This window comes from Kitasatospora sp. NPDC036934 (genome assembly GCF_055608425.1).
Genome location: NZ_JBVJQR010000040.1, coordinates 1 through 15287, shown reverse-complemented (window position 1 = coordinate 15287; position 15287 = coordinate 1). Strand labels below are relative to the sequence as shown.

Genomic DNA, 15287 nt, shown 5'->3' with positions numbered 1-15287 from the left:
GCTCCTTAGGAGGAAGAGACGACGGTCGCCGGGCCGAAAACGGTCGCCGGGTCGCAGACCGAACCGTTGACGGCGGCCGCGGCCACCGCCAGCGGCGACATGATCATCGTCCGGCCGGTGGGCGAGCCCTGACGGCCCTTGAAGTTGCGGTTGGAGGAGGACGCCGCGAGCTCGCGGCCCACCAGCTTGTCCATGTTCATGGCCAGGCACATCGAGCAGCCCGCCAGACGGAACTCGAAGCCGGCCTCCTCGAGCACCTTGTCCACGCCCAGGCGGAGGAGTTCCTCGCGCACGGCGTTGGAACCGGGCACGGCGAGCGCGCGCACGCCGGGCGAGACCCGGGCGCCGCTGCGCTTGAGCGCCTCGGACACCTCCAGGAAGTCGGAGACCCGGCCGTTGGTGCAGGACCCGATGAAGGCGACGTCGATGGGGTGGTCGCCGAGCTTGTCGCCGGGCTTCATGCCCATGTATTCGTAGGCCTCGGCGTAGGAGTCGGCGACGTCCTGCGAGGCGCCCTCCAGGGAGGGCAGCAGCCCGTCCACCGGGACCGACTGGCCCGGGTTGATGCCCCAGGTCACCATGGGCCGGATGTCGCTCCCGTTCATCACCACGACGTCGTCGTAGGTGGCGTCCGGGTCGGAGGCGATGGAGCGCCACCAGGCCACGGCGCGGTCCCACGCCTCGCCGGTGGGGGCGGCGGGCCGGCCCTTCAGGTAGGCGAAGGTGGTGTCGTCGGGGTTGACGTAGCCGCAGCGGGCGCCGCCCTCGACGGCCATGTTGCAGACCGTCATCCGCTCGTCCATCGACATGTTCTCGATGACGGAGCCCGCGAACTCGTAGGCGTAGCCCACGCCGCCGACGACGCCGAGCTCGTGGATCACGTGCAGGATGACGTCCTTGGCCGTGACGCCGGGGGAGAGTTCGCCGTCGATCTGGATGCGGCGCACCTTGAGCCGGTTCATGGTCACGGTCTGGGTGGCCAGGACGTCGCGCACCTGGGAGGTGCCGATGCCGATGGCGACCGCGCCGAACGCGCCGTGGGTGGAGGTGTGCGAGTCGCCGCAGGCGATGGTCATGCCCGGCTGGGTGAGGCCCTGCTCCGGCCCGATGACGTGGACGATGCCGTAGTCGCCGCTGCTCGGGGAGAAGAAGCGCAGCCCGAAGTCCTCGGTGTTGGTCTCCAGTCGGGCCAGCATGTCCTCGCCCAGCTGGTCGAGGAGGGGGCGGGCGATGGTGTCGGTGGGGATGACGTGGTCGGCGGTGGCCACGTTGCGCTCCGGCATGGCGATGCCGAGGTCGCGCTCCCGCAGCATGGCGAAGGCCTGCGGGCTGGTCGCCTCGTGCACCAGGTGGAGGCCGATGAAGAGCTGGACCCGGTCGTCGCCGTAGTCGCGCACGGTATGCAGATCGAACACCTTGTTGTACAGCGTTGAACCCATGAGCTATTTCCTCGTCGGTCGTCTCGAAGAAGTGAACGGTTATGCGGTGGGCCTGACGGGAGCGGCGGACCCGGCGGTCACGCCTCCGTCCACGGCCAGCGCCTGCCCGGTCACGTAGCTCGACGCCGGGCCGGCCAACCACAGGGCGGCCGCGGCCACTTCCTCCGGCAGGCCTATCCGGCCGAGGGGTGCGCGCCGGGCCCGTGCCGCGAGCTGTCCCTCGTCCGGATACAGCTCGCGCAGCATGGCGGTGTCGGTGGACCCCGGACAGACCGCGTTCACCCTGATCCCGTGCGGGGCCAGCTGGAGTGCCGCGGCCTTGGTCAGTCCGACGACGCCGTGCTTGGTCGCCGCATACATGGGACTGCCCGAGTGCCCGAGGAAGGAGGCCACCGAGCCGGTCGTGACGATCGCTCCTCCGCCTGACCGGAGCATCGCCCGTGACTGGTGCTTGAGGCACAGCCACATGCCCATGAGATTGACGGACATGACGTCGACGGCATCCTTCTGGAGCGCTTCTGACAGGAGCCCACTTGGGCCGAACATACCAGCCGTGTTCACGGCCGCGTCCAGGCGTCCGAATTCCAAGACGGCCGTATCAACTGACGCCGCGACAGCTTCCTCATCAGTGACGTCACAGGTCACGGCGAGGCCACGGTCGCGCTCCAGGCCTGCCAGCTCCAGGGTCTCGCGCAGGGTGTGCTCCCGGCGTCCCGCGGCCACGACGCGGGCGCCCGCGCGGGCGAGGGCGGTCACCGTGGCACGGCCGATGCCGCTGCCGGCGCCGGTGACCATGACGACGGCGTCCTTGAGGTCGTTCCCGGGGGAGTGGGTCGTGTGAATGCTCATGAGATGTGGAGACCTCCGTTGACGTCGACGAGCGCACCGGTGGTGTATCCGGCTTCCTCGCCGCACAGATGGACGATGGCGGCGGCCGCCTCGCCGACGGTTCCGTAGCGCGCCATGGGGAGGCGGCCGCGCACCTCGGCCTGCCGCTCCGGCGGCATCTCCTCCCAGGCCGCGACGAGGCGGTCGGTGGCGATGGGGCCGTGCGCGACGGCGTTCACCGTCACGCCGTACGGGGCGAGTTCATAGGCACACTGCTTGGTGTACCCGAGGACGGCCGCCTTCGCGGCGACGTAGGCGGCGTTGCTGAAGATCGAGTACGTGCGTCCGGCGATCGAGGCGAGGTTGACGATGCGGCCCCGGCCGCGGTGGCGCATGGTGGGGGCGCACAGCCGGGTCAGCGTGAAGCAGCCGAGGAGGTTGTTGGTGATCGCCGCGGTGAGGTCCGCCTCGCGGAGGTCCTCCAGGGGGATGCGGCGGGTGTCGCCGCCGACGCCGTTGACCAGGATGTCGGGGAGTGAGTCCGGGTCGGCCCCTTCGACGTACGCCGTGACGGCCTCGGTGTCGGTGACGTCCAGCAGGAGCGGGCGTGCCCCTGGCACGGTCCGCCGGGCGGCCCCCAGGGCGGCCGGATCCCGGTCGATCATGAGGACGTCGACGCCCTCCTCGGCAAGGCGCCGGGCGACCTCGGCGCCGATGCCGGAGGCGGCGCCCGTGACCCAGGCGCGGCGCACCGGGAGCGGGCGGTTCGGGTCCGTGCTCACGGTCGTCCTTCCGGTGGGGTGTTCTGGACAGCGGGTCGCGCACGGTGCGGGGCGGCCGGTCGGGGCGCCGTCCACGGGCGCCGGAAACCGGGCGTGCAGAGGTCCAGCAGGGCCTGGGTGGGGCGCAGTCCGATGCCGGGGCCGCGCAGGGCGGGGGCCCGGGAGGCGGTGCGATCCACCTGGTAGGCGGGGGCGGTGAGCGGGGGACGGCCCGGGAACCACTCGTCCTGCCGGCCGGCCTCCACGGCGACGGGCCCGCGCAGCGCCGTGCCGATGAGCCGGCCCACGGCCCACAGGGGGCCGAGCTCGCCGACCTGGACGCCGAGTTGGAGGCCGAGGCCCGCAGTGCGCGCGGCGCGGGCGAGTGCCAGCAGCCGCAAGGGGCCGCCGCACTTGGAGACGCGCAGGTTGAGCAGGTCGGCCGCCCGGTGGGAGGTGCAGTCGGCGAGGTCGCCGGCCGAGGAGAAGGACTCGTCGAGCATCACCGACAGCCCGGCCAGGCGCAGCCGGGCCAAGTCCCCCCACCGGCGCGGTGCGAGGGGTTCCTCCAGCCAGGACAGTCCTGCGGCGAGCAGGCGCGGGGCCCGGGCGAGGACCTCCTCGACCTCCCAGGCGCAGTTGGCGTCCACCGACACGGTGGTGCCGGGCAGCAGGTCGGCGACCTGTGCCACCAGGTCGGCGACCGGGGCCACTTCGGGACCGGCCTTGAGCTTGACGTGCGGGATCGCCTTCCGTGCGGGGCCGGACATCGCGGCGAGGCGGGCCAGCGGCGCACCGCTCAGGTCCAGGACGGTCGCCACCGGAGCGGGGGCGGCTTCGGCGGCCAGCACGTCGTCGTACCCGGCCAGGCGCAGGGCCTGGAGACCGGCCACCCCGTGCCTGCGGCAGATCAGGTCGAACAGGGCGGTCTCCAGGGCGGCCGCGGCCGCAGGGGCTGGTCGGCCGGGTTCGCCGAGGAGGGCCGGCAGTTCGAGCGCGGCTAGGCCGGCCAGCGCCTCCTCCAATGGGGCCGCGACCAACTCGGCCACCGAGGAAGGCAGTTCCCGTCCGCGTAGCGCGGCGAGGACCGAGCCGACCGACTCTCCGGTGACGTACTCCCGAGGCGCTGCCTCCCCCCAGCCGGTCTCCCCGTCGTACTCCGCGGCGACCAGCACGGAAGCCGTTTCCCGGCGGGTCATCCGGGCGTGCCGGAAGGGGCGTTCCATCGGGATCCGCGCCTCGTGCACCGTGAGCGTCAGCACGGGGAACCCGCCCCTGCGGCGGGACGTCCGGCGCTCACCGCTCTGCCCCGGTGCGGACCACCGTGGCCAGCCAATCCCAGTACTGCTCCCGGACGTCGGTGAACTCGAGGTAGTGGGAGGCGACCGGGAAGTACCGTGACACGGCCTGCGGCGCGAGGTCGGCGAGCATCGCCTCGGAGGCCCGGAGGTCGATGATCGAGTCCTGGTCGGGGTAGGCCACCCAGACCTCGTGGTCAGCCCAGGGAGCGGGGCCCGCACCCGCGTACAGGTCCTCCGTCTCGACCATGGCGGCGCGGAAGGAATCCGTCACCGACCGGATCATCAGACCGTCGTTGGCCATCCACGCGAGGTAGTCGGGCACGGTGGTGTACTGCTCGTCCTCGAGCTGCACCGCCGAGGCGTCCAGGCCGTTCCTGCTCAGCGTGCGCAGGCGGGCGGCTTCGTCGAGGCGGGCGCGCTGCTGCCCCAGGGCCGGGGCGCACAGCACGATGCCCGAGCCGCGCGGGATCCGGTCGGAGGCGACCATGGCGGCGACCAGGCTGCCGCCGAAGCTCTGGCCCAGCACGGTGACCGGACCGGGGGCCGAGGCGGCGAGGCCGGCCAGGACCGTGCCGTAGTCGTCGAGCACGGTGCGGGCGTCCGGCAGGTGGCCGCGCGGGCCGGTGCTGGCGCCGGATCCCCGGCGGTCGAGCGCCGTCAGCCGGACACCGCGCTCCAGCAGCGCGGGCCCGGTCTCGAAGAGCCAGCCCGCGTGGCTCTGCAGGCCGTGGACGTAGAACAGGTCGGCGAGACCGGGCCGCCCGTCGTCCCAGGTGTGCAGGGCGAGGGTCTCCCCGCCGGCCGGTACCCGGTCGACGACCGGGTCCGGGCGGGTGGTCGGCTCACGCATCGGCCGAGGTTCCGGCCGGTGCCAGGTGCGGTACGTCGCCATTCTCCCAGCGGGCTATCAGCGACTCGGCGACGAGCTGGGAGAACTCCCGGCGGCCGGGGACCATCTGGCCCGAGGCGACGAACATGTCACGGGCCTGTTCCCACCGCTCACGCCAGTGCACGGCGTCCGTGGTGGCCAGCGCGGGTTCGGCGGCGCTGCGGGTCACCACGGACGGGAACCACGGCCGGTCCGAGGGCTCGTGCGAGGGGTAGAAGCGGAAGTCGAAGCTCCAGCGGAGGCGTTCGGACCGGTTGACGGTGGAGCCGTGCGGCGTGCGCTTGTGCAGCAGGACGAGGTCGCCCTTCGAGACGGGCAACGGCACGGCGGCGGCTTCCAGCTCCCGGACGACGTCGGGGCCCATCGGCCAGGGCAGCAGGTTCTCCTCGCGGTGCCGGCCGGGCACCACCAACAGGCAGCCGAGTTCGGCAGGGACGTCCATCAGCGGGATCCAGCAGGTCACCAGGGTGGTGTCGTCGGACTGCGGGATCTGGGTCATCGCGTCCTGGTGCCACATCGTGGGCGCGTGCATGGTCTCACCGCGTCGGGCGCCGAACCCGCCCGGTGTCTTCGTGGCGGGCAGCTTGAGCCGTACGTGCTGGTTGGGGCTCGCGGATATCTCCTCGCCGACCAGTCGCGCCACCACGTCGAGGACCCGGGCGTTGCGGAGCAGTCCGAGGACGCCCGGCCCGGTGTGCACCCGGCTGTGCGGCTGGAGCGAGGTGAACGGCATGTGCGGCAGGGTGATGTCGAGCTCGCTCAGCAGTGCGGTGTCGAAGCCGGGGAGCGCGGTGAGGGCCACCAGGTGCTCGTCGAAGGGCCTGCCCACGAGGTCCTCGCCGCCCGTGAGGGCGCCCGAGCGGCGCCACTGCTCGGCGCGTTCGTCCAACAGGCGCGCGTACTCCTGCCGGACCTCGGTGAAGTCGTCCTCGTCGAGCACGCCCGGGACCACGGCGTAGCCGTCGCGGTGGAAGTCCTCGGCGAGGGTGTCCAGATCAGTCATGTGCGGTCCTCTGCTCGGTCGATGGGTCGCGCGCCGGGCGGGTGCGCGGGGATGGCGGCCAGCAAGGTGTCGTCGGTGTGCAGCCAGCGGTGCTTGACCTGGGCCGCGGAGGCACCCCGGGCCACGTGGCGCTCGGCGAGCGCGCGGAACGTGCCGGGCGGAACGGTGCGGGCGCTGACCGGTGCGAGCCGGTCGGAGCCGCGCTTCTCGGCGTACTCGGAGTTGACCCGGCAGAGCGTGGCGTCCACGCGGGCGCAGAACGCGTCGCTCGCCGGTCCCGGGCCGTCCGGCCACTCCATGACCAGCGTGTAGCCCGGCGGTCGGGCCCAGGACGGCACCAGGCAGTATGCGCTGGGCACGGAGGCGCTGCCGACGGCGGCGCGGATCGCCGCGTGCACGTCGGACTCGGTCAGCTTCTCCCCGGTGAACGAGCTGACGGATCCGCCGCGTCCCTCGAACTCGAGCCGGGGCAGGCCGCCCACCCGCCCGACCACCCGGTAGATGTCGCCGGAGTCGTACCGGTAGAGGCCGTTGGCCTGGCTCATGACCAGGCGGTAGGTGCCGCCGTTGACCAGTTCGTCGTGGTCGACGGTGGCCGCGTCGGGCGGGACCGGCTCCCCCGGATCCTCCGGCGCGCAGGGCACGAACTCGAACAGGCCCTGGTCGACGGCGAGCGGACCGGCGGAGGGGTGGGTGTCCACCGGTATCGTGACGATGCCCTCGGTGCCCGTCGTGCTGAACGGGATGAGCGGGACGCCGGGTGCGAGGCGGTCCAGCCATCCCCGGTAGTAGCGGGCGGAGGCCGAGTTCCAGCACACCTGGAGCGAGAGCCGGGGCCACAGGTCGACCAGGGTGACGCGCCCGCCGAAGGAGTGCGCGGCCTCCAGGCGGTACGCGGTCTCCCGGGCGGAGGCCAGGCCGGGGAAGGACGCACCGCGCAGCGTGCCGTCGTGGAGGTCCTTGAGGAGCGTCTCCAGCTCCTCGTTGAGGAGTTCACCGAGGGCCGTGATCCGGGAGGGGTTGACCGCCACGACCATGCGGACGTCGGAGTCGGCCAGGAGCCGCAGCTTGGCGTAGAGGGACAGTCTGCCGGCGTCGTCGAGGAACCAGGGCTCCCCGTACCAGGGCGGGTTCCAGTCGCGGGGGCCCACGGCGGAGGGCCTCTTGGTGATGCTGTAGACGGGCACCGTGCCGTCCGGTCCCGGCAGGTGATCGATGACGGACCGCTCCCACGACATGTCCAGGACGTTGCCGGGGTGGTAGTGCTCCAGGCCCAGACGCTGGAAGTACAGGCCCCACTGCGCGTACAGGGCGGGCCCCCGGAACCGGTTGCGCCAGTGGCGGGTGGTCGGGATGTACTTCGGGTTGCCCGTGGTGCCGGACGTGGTGTGCAGGGCGTACGGGCGGCTCTCGGTGAGCACCTTCTGCTCGCCGTCCCTGATGCGCTCCACGTAGCCCCGGAAGGACTCGTAGCCGCCGATGGGGACGGCCGCCTTGAAGTCGGCGGGAGTGCGCACCCGGCCGAGCCGGTGGTCGCGCCCGAAGGCCGTGCCCCGGGCCTGCCCCAGGATGTCGGCGAACACGCGACGGCTCACCGGGTGCGGTTCGCGACAGTACCGGCGTTGGAGCTGATGGGCCGCCAGCATCCGCTGGACGAAGGCGTCCTCGCTCACCGCAGGGATCCGTCGGGATCGAGTTCGGCGTGCAGCCACGCCGCGGTCCGGCCGCTCTGGTCCAGTCGCACGTCCGGCAGGGCGCGCTCCTCCGGGCGGGCCGTCCCGGCTCCGACGACGACGCAGCTGCCCAGGTAGGTCAGCCACTTGACCTGGACGTCCAGGGTCTCCCGGGCCACCCGGCCGAGCGGAGCGCCGAAGCGCCGCTCCACCGCGCCCTCCAGCAGCCGGCGCATCACGGCGAGGGTGTCCCGCGCGGCCGCGCACCGACTGGGCAGGTCCCCGTCGCGAGGTAGGGCGATGCGCGCGGGCGCCACCTCGGTGAGGTCGGCGTCGGTGTCGAACCTCCCGATGAGGTGGGCGAACTCCTCGTACCAGTCGGCCTCGGTCGGATCGTTGCCGTTCAGCGTCAGCAGGGCCGGGGCGGCGTCCCCGTCCAGGGTGGCGACGAGGTGCCGGGCCCAGGCGGCGGCCGAGCAGTAGCCGAGGACGGCCGCCGGGCCCGTGGTGTCGCGCGCCATCAGGGCGTGGCCCCGGCGCAGGCAGTCCTCGATCTCCTCGGCGTCCAGGCTCTGCGGGACCGGGAGTTCCACCAGGCCGGCGCCGGGCAGGCTGTCCCGGACGACGGACGCCAGCGCCGGTTCGGCCCGGGCGCCGGGGTAGTCCACGGAGAAGACGGTCAGGGTGGGCGCGGGGCTCCCGGCCGCCTCCCGGGCGGCGGCGAGCAGCTCCGTCACCGAGCCGTCGCCGCCGTGGACGGTGCGGTCGGCGGCGGCCCGCAGGGCGCGCAGCAGCCGGGCCGCGTCGTGCGCGCCCACCAGAGCGAGGCTGTAGTCCAGCTCGATGGCGAGGCCGTCGGCGCCGTCGTCCTCCAGGTGGATGTTGCAGTGCCGCTTGATGGAGCCGCTGCCCAACGGGTGGGAGCTCCAGGTGCCGTCACGCAGCCCCGGCGGGTCGATGGGCGCCTCGGCGGCCTGGAAGAGGATGTTGGCGTACGGGGCGAGGGTGCGGGCCGCGTCGTAGGCGCCCATCCGGTCGAGGACGACCTCGACCGGCAGCTGGGAGCGGGCCAGGCTCTCGACCACGTCGTCGTGGACCTGCCGCACGTAGTCGTCGATGGAGCCCGGGGTGCGGAAGTCGCCGACGAAGAAGATCTGGTTGGTGAAGAGACCCGCGGTGTTGCGGTGCTCGGCGCGGTTGCGGTTGGCGACGCCGCTCATCACCACGACCTCGTCCTCGCCGGACAGCACCTGGGCCGCGGCCAGGAGAGCGGACAGCAGCAGGCTGTATGTGGTGACGCCCAGCGCACGGGCCCGCTCGCGGAGGGCGTTCGCCTCACCGGGGCCGTCCCAGAGCAGGCGGGAGGTGCCCGCACGCTGGCCACCGGCGGCTCCGCTGCGCCGGGCGATGGTGAAGTCGGGTGAGAGCCGGGCGAACTTCTCCTGCCAGTAGGCGATGTCGTCGGCGTAGACGCCGGAGCGGGCCGCGGCCTCCAGGGTGGCCGCGTACCGGCTGAAGGGGGTCGCCGGGGCGAGTTCGTGGCCGGCTTCCGTGTAGAGGGCGAGGAAGTCGCCGACGAGCAGGTCGATGGTCCAGCCGTCGGCCGCGATGTGGTGGACACCGACGTACACGACGGCGCCGCCGTCGCTGAGCGGGACGCAGCCACCGCGCACCGGTGGTTCCTCCGCCAGCCGGAAGGCGGGTTCAAGTGCCTTGCGGATCAGGGCCGTTGCGGCCTCGGCGTGCACCGCCTCGGGGTGGCGGACGAACTCGACCCGCTCCGGCCAGTCCGCGACCTCCTCCAGGAGGAGCGCGTCGGCGGTGGGGACGTAGCGATTGCGGAGGGACTCGTGGCGTGCGACGAGGGCCCGGAAGGCGGCCTCGGCGCGGTCCGCGTCGAAGTCGCGGGCGCAGCGTAGGGCGCGGCCCATGTTCAGGAAGGCGGCCGATCCCTCGCCCTGGGCGTGGCGCCAGTGGCGTCGCTGCGAGGCCGTCGCGGCCACGGCACCCTCGGACGGTACTCCCGCCGGCACCGTGGAGGTGGGGGCGCCGGCCTGCCGGATGAGCTCGTCCAGGGGTTTCGGGCCGAGCAGGCGTGCCACGGGCACGACCAGGCCGAGTTCCTCCTCGATGCGCATGATCGCGGCGTAGGCGTCCAGCGAGCTGCCGCCGTTCTGCGCCCACGAGCGCGCGGTGCTGAAGCCCGCCGGGTCGCCGCCGGCCTTGCGGGTCAGTGACTCGAGCAGGACGGCCTGCATGGCGTGCTGTTGTGCCTGGGCGTTCATAGGCTCCTGCCAGATGAGAGCGTGGGACGCGGCGTGGGCGCCGCGGATGGTTCGGTGTCGAGCCTCGCGCTCATCTCCGCGGTCCAGTCGCGGTGGCCGACGCCGTCCTCGGCGAACAGTTCGCTGACGCGGGCCAGGAAACCGGCCGTGGCGTGCCGCAGGTCGTCCTCCTGCGGGCAGTCGAGGACCACGTTGCACGCGATCGCGTCGGTGTCGGTCCGCGCTGCGCCCGCGCGTGCGACCTCGTCGACCGCCGCGACCCCCGGAATGCGCAGCGCGCGGGGGGAGACCTGCGAGCGGACCGGGCCGTCGGTGTCGGCGAAGGGCACGAACAGGCCGGCGACATGGCGCTCTCCCGTATTGTCGGGCAGCGGCTGGGGCGGCAGTCCGGCGGTGATCAGCAGGGCCTGGCGCACCAGGTCGAAGCCGGAGCGGCGGTTGAGCACCCGGCTAAGGTGCCCGCCCACCCGGCAGTTGATCTCGATGATCTCCGGGCCGTCGGCACCGAGTTTGACCTCGGTGTGGGTGATGCCGTCGTCCATGTCCAGCGCCCGGTGTGCGCCGAGGACCAGCTCCTCGACCTCGGTGCGCAGGCGGAGCGGCAGTCCGCACGGGAGGATGTCGCCGGTCGTGGCCATCCGGCCGCCCTGTCGGGTCTCCGAACTCCGCTCGTGGACCGGGAACTTGTCGAAGACGGTGATCACATCGTGGCTGCCGCCGATGCTCTGCACCTCCACCGAGACGTAGTCCGCCCGCCAGGATCCCGGCGGCCGGTCGGCCGTCGGGATGAACTGTTCGGCGTAGAGGGTGCCGCCGGCCCAGCGCCAGGAGTCCCTGAGTGCGGAAGCCTGCGCCGCGTCCCGGACGATCATGACGTCGGTGCCACCGGCACCGCGCCGCGGCTTGACGACGAAGGGATACCCGAGGAGGCGGGCCGCCTCCGACAAGTCCTCCGCGCGGTCCACGGGGCGTGCGGCGATCCGGGAGAATCCGGCCCCGCCGACGACTGTGCGCTGACGGTACTTGTCCGCCGAGGTCGCACTCCGGTGCCGTACGCCCAGGTGTGCGCCGAGTGCCGCGGCCAGTTCGAGCTCGGCGTCGGCGAAGGTCACCACCCCGGCCAGCGGCCGGCCCGGGTCCGTCAGGTGCTCCTCGTCGATCTCCAGGGGCGCACCGAACAACCGGTCGATCAGTAGCGGGAGGGCGGGCTGCCGTTCGCCGGCACCGGACCGCAGGAGCGGAACGATCTCGATGTCGTCGGCTGCCGCCACGAGCACGTCGCGGGCGGAGGCGGCACCCCGGGGCGAGAACAGCACCCCTATCCGGGGTTTCACTGTGCCGTCGCCTTCTGTGCCGTCGCCTTCTGCGCCGCGTCCAGGAGTGCGGCCAGCGTCCCGTCCAGGAACAGAACGTCGGCCGAGATCTCCACTTCGAGATCGGTCTCGACCTGCTGGAGCAACTCGATGGCCAGCAGGGAGTGTCCTCCCAGCTCGAAGAACCCGTCCTCCGGTAGCGCCTCCTCGACTCCGAGGACGGCGCACCAGAGGGCGCGGACGACGGACTCGGGCGACTGCTCAGACGTCATGGGTGCTCCTCGGGGAAGACGCTCATCCCACGGGTGAGCGGCGGGGTTTGATGATCTTTCGTCAACTTAGAGACCTTGTCCGCATAGCGCAACAGTCATTTCAGATACTGAGAGATCGACAACTGAGCGCTCCAGTAGAACCGTTCGCGTCTGTAGGATGAGCGCCCCCTCCTCGAACGACGGGTGAACCTTCCGTGCTCGACGCATCCCGCCTGTTCGACGCAGGTGCTGAGACATTCGACCGCGCCAGGGCCAGGCTGGTACCGGATCTGACGCCCTTTTACGAGACCGCCGTCGACATTGCCGTCGGCGCCGCCCGGGACTCCGCCGTGCGCGTCCTCGACCTGGGTGCGGGCACCGGCCTGATGACCGCCGAACTCGCCTCCCTCCTGCCCGACGCCTCGTTCACGCTCCTGGACTCCTCGCCCGGAATGCTCGCGATCGCCCGCCGTGAACTCGCGTTGTACGCCGTCCGTCACGAGGTCGTCGAGGCGGACATGCGGGCCCCCCTCCCGGACGGCCCGTTCGACATCGTGGTCTCCGCCCTCGCCATCCATCACCTGCCGCACGAGGACCAGCGCGCCCTGTACCCGCGCATCCGCAAGGTGCTGGCCTCCGGCGGCGTCTTCGTCCATGCCGAGCAGGTCGCCGGCCCCACCGCCCGTCTGGACACCCTCTACGACGAGATGTGGTCGCGCGACGTGGCCCGCCGGAACGCGAGCGCCCGTGAACTGACCGAGGCCAGGGAACGCATGGCGTACGACCGCTCGGTGCCGGTCCGCACACATCTGGAATGGCTGGCGGAAGCGGGGTTCCGGGACGCGGACTGCTTCTACAAGCGGTACCGGTTCGCGGTCCTGGGGGCCTGGGCCTGACCCGCGGCCCATGGGAAGCCGGCCCGTGTGCCCCCCCCTGCGGACCACGTCACCGTGCCGTCTTGCATGGCGAGATGGACGGTGGTGCGGTGCCCATGACAGTTGGTAGCCTCCGCCCCATGCAGCTGATCATCGAGACCCTCAGTGAGGTGCCCGACGAACTGCGGCACGGTGGATGGCAGTTCGGCGCGCCGGCGCTCGCACCCAGTCGGATGCTCGCCGCCGCGGACGACGTCCGGTGGTCCACCGGATGGACGGTGGCGAGGTCGCAGGGCCGGGTCCTGGGCGCCGTGAGCAGTCGGAGCCCGCGCAGCCCACAGTCGGCCAACGGGCCCCACGACCTCGGTGTGCGTGCCGACCTGCTCGGTGGCGTCGTCCCCGACGACCCCCGGCGATGGGTGTTCGTCGGCAGCAGCGGCGAGCTCGCCGCAGGGGTGCTCACCTCCAGCGAACTGCCCGCGGAAGAGGCGGCCGAGGTGCGGGCCGTCCTGGCGGCCGAGGCCTTCGGGCAGGCGGAAGCGGCGGGGGACTACCCGGTCGCCCTGTACGTGCGCGACCGCGAAGTCGACTCCTTCGCCTCGGGCCTAGCCGGCCGGGCCACCGTGCGCCCGCTCGACACCACCGCCGTACTGCCGGTCACCGGTAACGACGAGGAGGAACACACAGCCGCGCTGACCTCCAGTCAGCGTGCCTCCTGCCGCCGCGACCGCCGGAAGTTCTCAGCGCTGGGCCACCGCACGGACTGCGTCCCCGCCGAGGACGTCATCACCGAGGCCGCCCCGCTGGTCTGTGCCGTCAAACGCAAGTACGGGGTGCCTGACCATCCACGCATGTGCGAGTACCGTCTGCGGCAGTGGGTCCGGACCCTGGGGCCGGAAGCCTGCTGGGCGTCGACCGTCCGCAGCACCGACGGAGAGCTGCTCGTCGCGTCCTTCTTCGCCAGGCAGGACACGCTCCTGGAGAGCTACGAGATCGGTCTGGTCGACGAGATGCCCGGCCGCGACCACAGCTATCTCCAGGCCATGATCCACGGCCCGGTCCGCTACGCCCTCCAGCACGGCTGCCGCAGCATAGACCTCGGCCTGGGCTCCAGCACCGTCAAACAGCTCCGAGGCGCCGTCATCGGCACGGCCTGGGCCGTCAGCCCCGCCTGAGCGGAACGGAAACCATGCAGACCCTGCGCCGCAAGGCGATGTCCGACGTCCCCGGATTCCCGTTCTACCTGCTCTCCCGAGCCCTGAACATGTTCGGCGCCACCATGGCGCCGGTGGCACTGGCCTTCGCCGTGCTGCACGCCACCGGCTCGGCGTCCTCCCTCGGCCTGGTGCTCGCCGCGCAGACCGCTCCGCAGGTGTTGTTCCTGCTGGTGGGCGGTGCGGTCGGGGACCGCGCGCGCAGGACGATCATGATCGCGACCAATCTCGTCATGGCCGGCAGCCAGGCCTGCACCGCTCTCCTGCTGGTCCTCGGACACCCGGACCTGGTCCTCCTGCTGGTCCTCCAGGCCGTCTGGGGCACGGCGCGCGCCTTCTTCACCCCGGCCAACACCGGCGTCGTCCCGGACCTCGTACCGGTCGATCGCATCCACGACGCGAACGTGCTGATCACCCTGAGCCGCAGCGTCACCGCCATCTGCGGACCCGCGGCCGCGGGCAGTCTGCTCCTCTTCTGGAACCCGGGCTACATCGTGCTCGGCGACGCCGTGTTCTTCCTGGCCAGTGCCGCCCTGCTCGCCCGTCTTCCGCTCAGGCCGCCGGCCACCGGGGCGAAGGAGAGCCTGCGCCAGTCCCTGGTCGCGGGGTGGCGGGAGTTCGCCGGGCGCAACTGGGTCTGGTCCATGGTGAGCAGCTTCGGCTTCTACCAGGGTGTGGTGCGCCCGGCCATCTACGTCGTCGGCCCGGTACTGGCCGTCGGCAAGGACGGCATGGGAGCGAGCGCCTGGGGTATGGTCATCGCCGCCCAGGGGATCGGTGCCCTCCTCGGCAGCCTGCTCCTGTTCTGGTGGCGCCCCGCCCGTCCACTGCTGGCCTCCAACCTCCTGGTCGGTCTGGACTCCCTCTTCCTGCTGGCGCTCACCACGGCGGCCGGCGTGGGGCCCGTCGCCGCCGTCGCCCTGCTGGGCGCAGCCGGCGTGACCATGAGCGACGCCCTCTGGCACAGCACCCTGCAGCGCGAAGTCCCCTCCGAGGTGATGTCCCGGGTCAGCTCCTACGACTGGATCGGCTCCCTCGCGCTCAACCCGATGGGCATGGCGGTCACCGGCATGCTCATCCCGGTCGTCGGCCCGACCACCGTCCTGGTCACCGCCGCTGTGGCCAATCTCGTCGTCCGCGGCCTCCTCGTGCTCGCACCCGGCGTTCGCCGAATGGGCGACGGAACTCCCACGAAGACGGACAAGGACGGCATCGGCGCCGATCGGGCACCCCAGGAGGCCTGACCCCCGGCCACCCGCCCGTCTCCTCCGTCGGTCCGCCCTCACCGCCGAGCCCGGCTCCCACGGCCCGCCGCCACCGGCCCGACCCGGCCGGTGGCGGAGCAGCGCGGCATCCGTAACCTACGAGGCGGCTGAGGTGGCGCTCGGCCTCGGCCCCGAGCACGAGGCGGTCGCCCGGCGCGTGCTCCTGCGGACCTGGCAGGGCGAGGCGCTG

Annotated in this window: 13 protein-coding genes; 3 read left to right on the top strand and 10 right to left on the bottom strand. The window is 72.3% G+C overall.

Translation table 11 applies throughout. The annotated features are described in order from the left end of the window. Positions 1-5: 5 nt before the first annotated feature. The 10 genes from ACZ7BZ_RS35215 to ACZ7BZ_RS35170 are packed head-to-tail and all read right to left on the bottom strand — an operon-like array spanning position 6 to position 11764. On the bottom strand, positions 6-1439 hold the full coding sequence (locus ACZ7BZ_RS35215; protein ID WP_470361903.1) for a 3-isopropylmalate dehydratase large subunit: 1434 nt from the start codon (positions 1437-1439) through the stop codon (positions 6-8). A 39-nt stretch (positions 1440-1478) separates the two neighbouring features. Next, on the bottom strand, positions 1479-2234 hold the full coding sequence (locus ACZ7BZ_RS35210; protein WP_470361902.1) for an SDR family NAD(P)-dependent oxidoreductase: 756 nt from the start codon (positions 2232-2234) through the stop codon (positions 1479-1481). Between the two features lie 50 nt (positions 2235-2284). Continuing rightward, a complete protein-coding gene (locus ACZ7BZ_RS35205; RefSeq protein WP_470361901.1) occupies positions 2285-3049 on the bottom strand; it encodes an SDR family NAD(P)-dependent oxidoreductase in 765 nt (254 codons plus the stop codon). Further along, positions 3046-4290, bottom strand: a complete 1245-nt coding sequence (locus ACZ7BZ_RS35200; protein ID WP_470361900.1) for an enolase C-terminal domain-like protein — start codon at positions 4288-4290, stop codon at positions 3046-3048. Before ACZ7BZ_RS35200 ends, ACZ7BZ_RS35205 begins: the two co-directional genes overlap by 4 nt. Positions 4291-4324: 34 nt before the next feature. After that, positions 4325-5179: an alpha/beta hydrolase gene (locus ACZ7BZ_RS35195; protein ID WP_470361899.1), complete on the bottom strand. Its 855-nt coding sequence runs from the start codon at positions 5177-5179 to the stop codon at positions 4325-4327. Continuing rightward, a complete protein-coding gene (locus tag ACZ7BZ_RS35190) occupies positions 5172-6221 on the bottom strand; it encodes a phytanoyl-CoA dioxygenase family protein (RefSeq protein ID WP_470361898.1) in 1050 nt (349 codons plus the stop codon). Before ACZ7BZ_RS35190 ends, ACZ7BZ_RS35195 begins: the two co-directional genes overlap by 8 nt. Continuing rightward, entirely contained in the window at positions 6218-7894 is a 1677-nt protein-coding gene (locus ACZ7BZ_RS35185; RefSeq protein ID WP_470361897.1) for a GH3 auxin-responsive promoter family protein, read from the bottom strand. Before ACZ7BZ_RS35185 ends, ACZ7BZ_RS35190 begins: the two co-directional genes overlap by 4 nt. Next, entirely contained in the window at positions 7891-10179 is a 2289-nt protein-coding gene (locus ACZ7BZ_RS35180) for a condensation domain-containing protein (RefSeq protein WP_470361896.1), read from the bottom strand. Before ACZ7BZ_RS35180 ends, ACZ7BZ_RS35185 begins: the two co-directional genes overlap by 4 nt. Further along, positions 10176-11513 (bottom strand): ATP-grasp domain-containing protein, encoded by a 1338-nt coding sequence (locus ACZ7BZ_RS35175; RefSeq protein ID WP_470361895.1) that lies wholly within the window; start codon positions 11511-11513, stop codon positions 10176-10178. Before ACZ7BZ_RS35175 ends, ACZ7BZ_RS35180 begins: the two co-directional genes overlap by 4 nt. After that, the gene (locus ACZ7BZ_RS35170; protein WP_470361894.1) at positions 11510-11764 is read right to left on the bottom strand and encodes a phosphopantetheine-binding protein; all 255 of its coding nucleotides are present in this window, start codon (positions 11762-11764) and stop codon (positions 11510-11512) included. The genes ACZ7BZ_RS35175 and ACZ7BZ_RS35170 overlap by 4 nt, the downstream gene beginning before the upstream one ends. A 194-nt stretch (positions 11765-11958) precedes the next feature. Here ACZ7BZ_RS35170 and ACZ7BZ_RS35165 point away from each other — a divergent pair, with 194 nt between their 5' ends. The 3 genes from ACZ7BZ_RS35165 (at position 11959) to ACZ7BZ_RS35155 (ending at position 15076) form a co-directional block, all read left to right on the top strand. After that, complete coding sequence (locus tag ACZ7BZ_RS35165; protein ID WP_470361893.1) at positions 11959-12639, top strand: class I SAM-dependent methyltransferase; 681 nt, start codon at positions 11959-11961, stop codon at positions 12637-12639. Positions 12640-12758: 119 nt separating this feature from the next. Beyond that, positions 12759-13793, top strand: a complete 1035-nt coding sequence (locus ACZ7BZ_RS35160) for a GNAT family N-acetyltransferase (protein ID WP_470361892.1) — start codon at positions 12759-12761, stop codon at positions 13791-13793. Between the two features lie 14 nt (positions 13794-13807). Beyond that, complete coding sequence (locus tag ACZ7BZ_RS35155; protein WP_470361891.1) at positions 13808-15076, top strand: MFS transporter; 1269 nt, start codon at positions 13808-13810, stop codon at positions 15074-15076. Positions 15077-15287 lie beyond the last annotated feature (211 nt).

Bases quoted from the DNA above. Each gene is read 5' to 3' on its own strand.
- ACZ7BZ_RS35210 (WP_470361902.1), bottom strand. From the start codon at position 2,234: ATGGTCACCGGCGCCGGCAGCGGCATCGGCCGTGCCACGGTGACCGCC.
- ACZ7BZ_RS35170 (WP_470361894.1), bottom strand. From the start codon at position 11,764: ATGACGTCTGAGCAGTCGCCCGAGTCCGTCGTCCGCGCCCTCTGGTGC.
- ACZ7BZ_RS35155 (WP_470361891.1), top strand. From the start codon at position 13,808: ATGCAGACCCTGCGCCGCAAGGCGATGTCCGACGTCCCCGGATTCCCG.
- ACZ7BZ_RS35160 (WP_470361892.1), top strand. From the start codon at position 12,759: ATGCAGCTGATCATCGAGACCCTCAGTGAGGTGCCCGACGAACTGCGG.
- ACZ7BZ_RS35180 (WP_470361896.1), bottom strand. From the start codon at position 10,179: ATGAACGCCCAGGCACAACAGCACGCCATGCAGGCCGTCCTGCTCGAG.
- ACZ7BZ_RS35190 (WP_470361898.1), bottom strand. From the start codon at position 6,221: ATGACTGATCTGGACACCCTCGCCGAGGACTTCCACCGCGACGGCTAC.
- ACZ7BZ_RS35195 (WP_470361899.1), bottom strand. From the start codon at position 5,179: ATGCGTGAGCCGACCACCCGCCCGGACCCGGTCGTCGACCGGGTACCG.
- ACZ7BZ_RS35215 (WP_470361903.1), bottom strand. From the start codon at position 1,439: ATGGGTTCAACGCTGTACAACAAGGTGTTCGATCTGCATACCGTGCGC.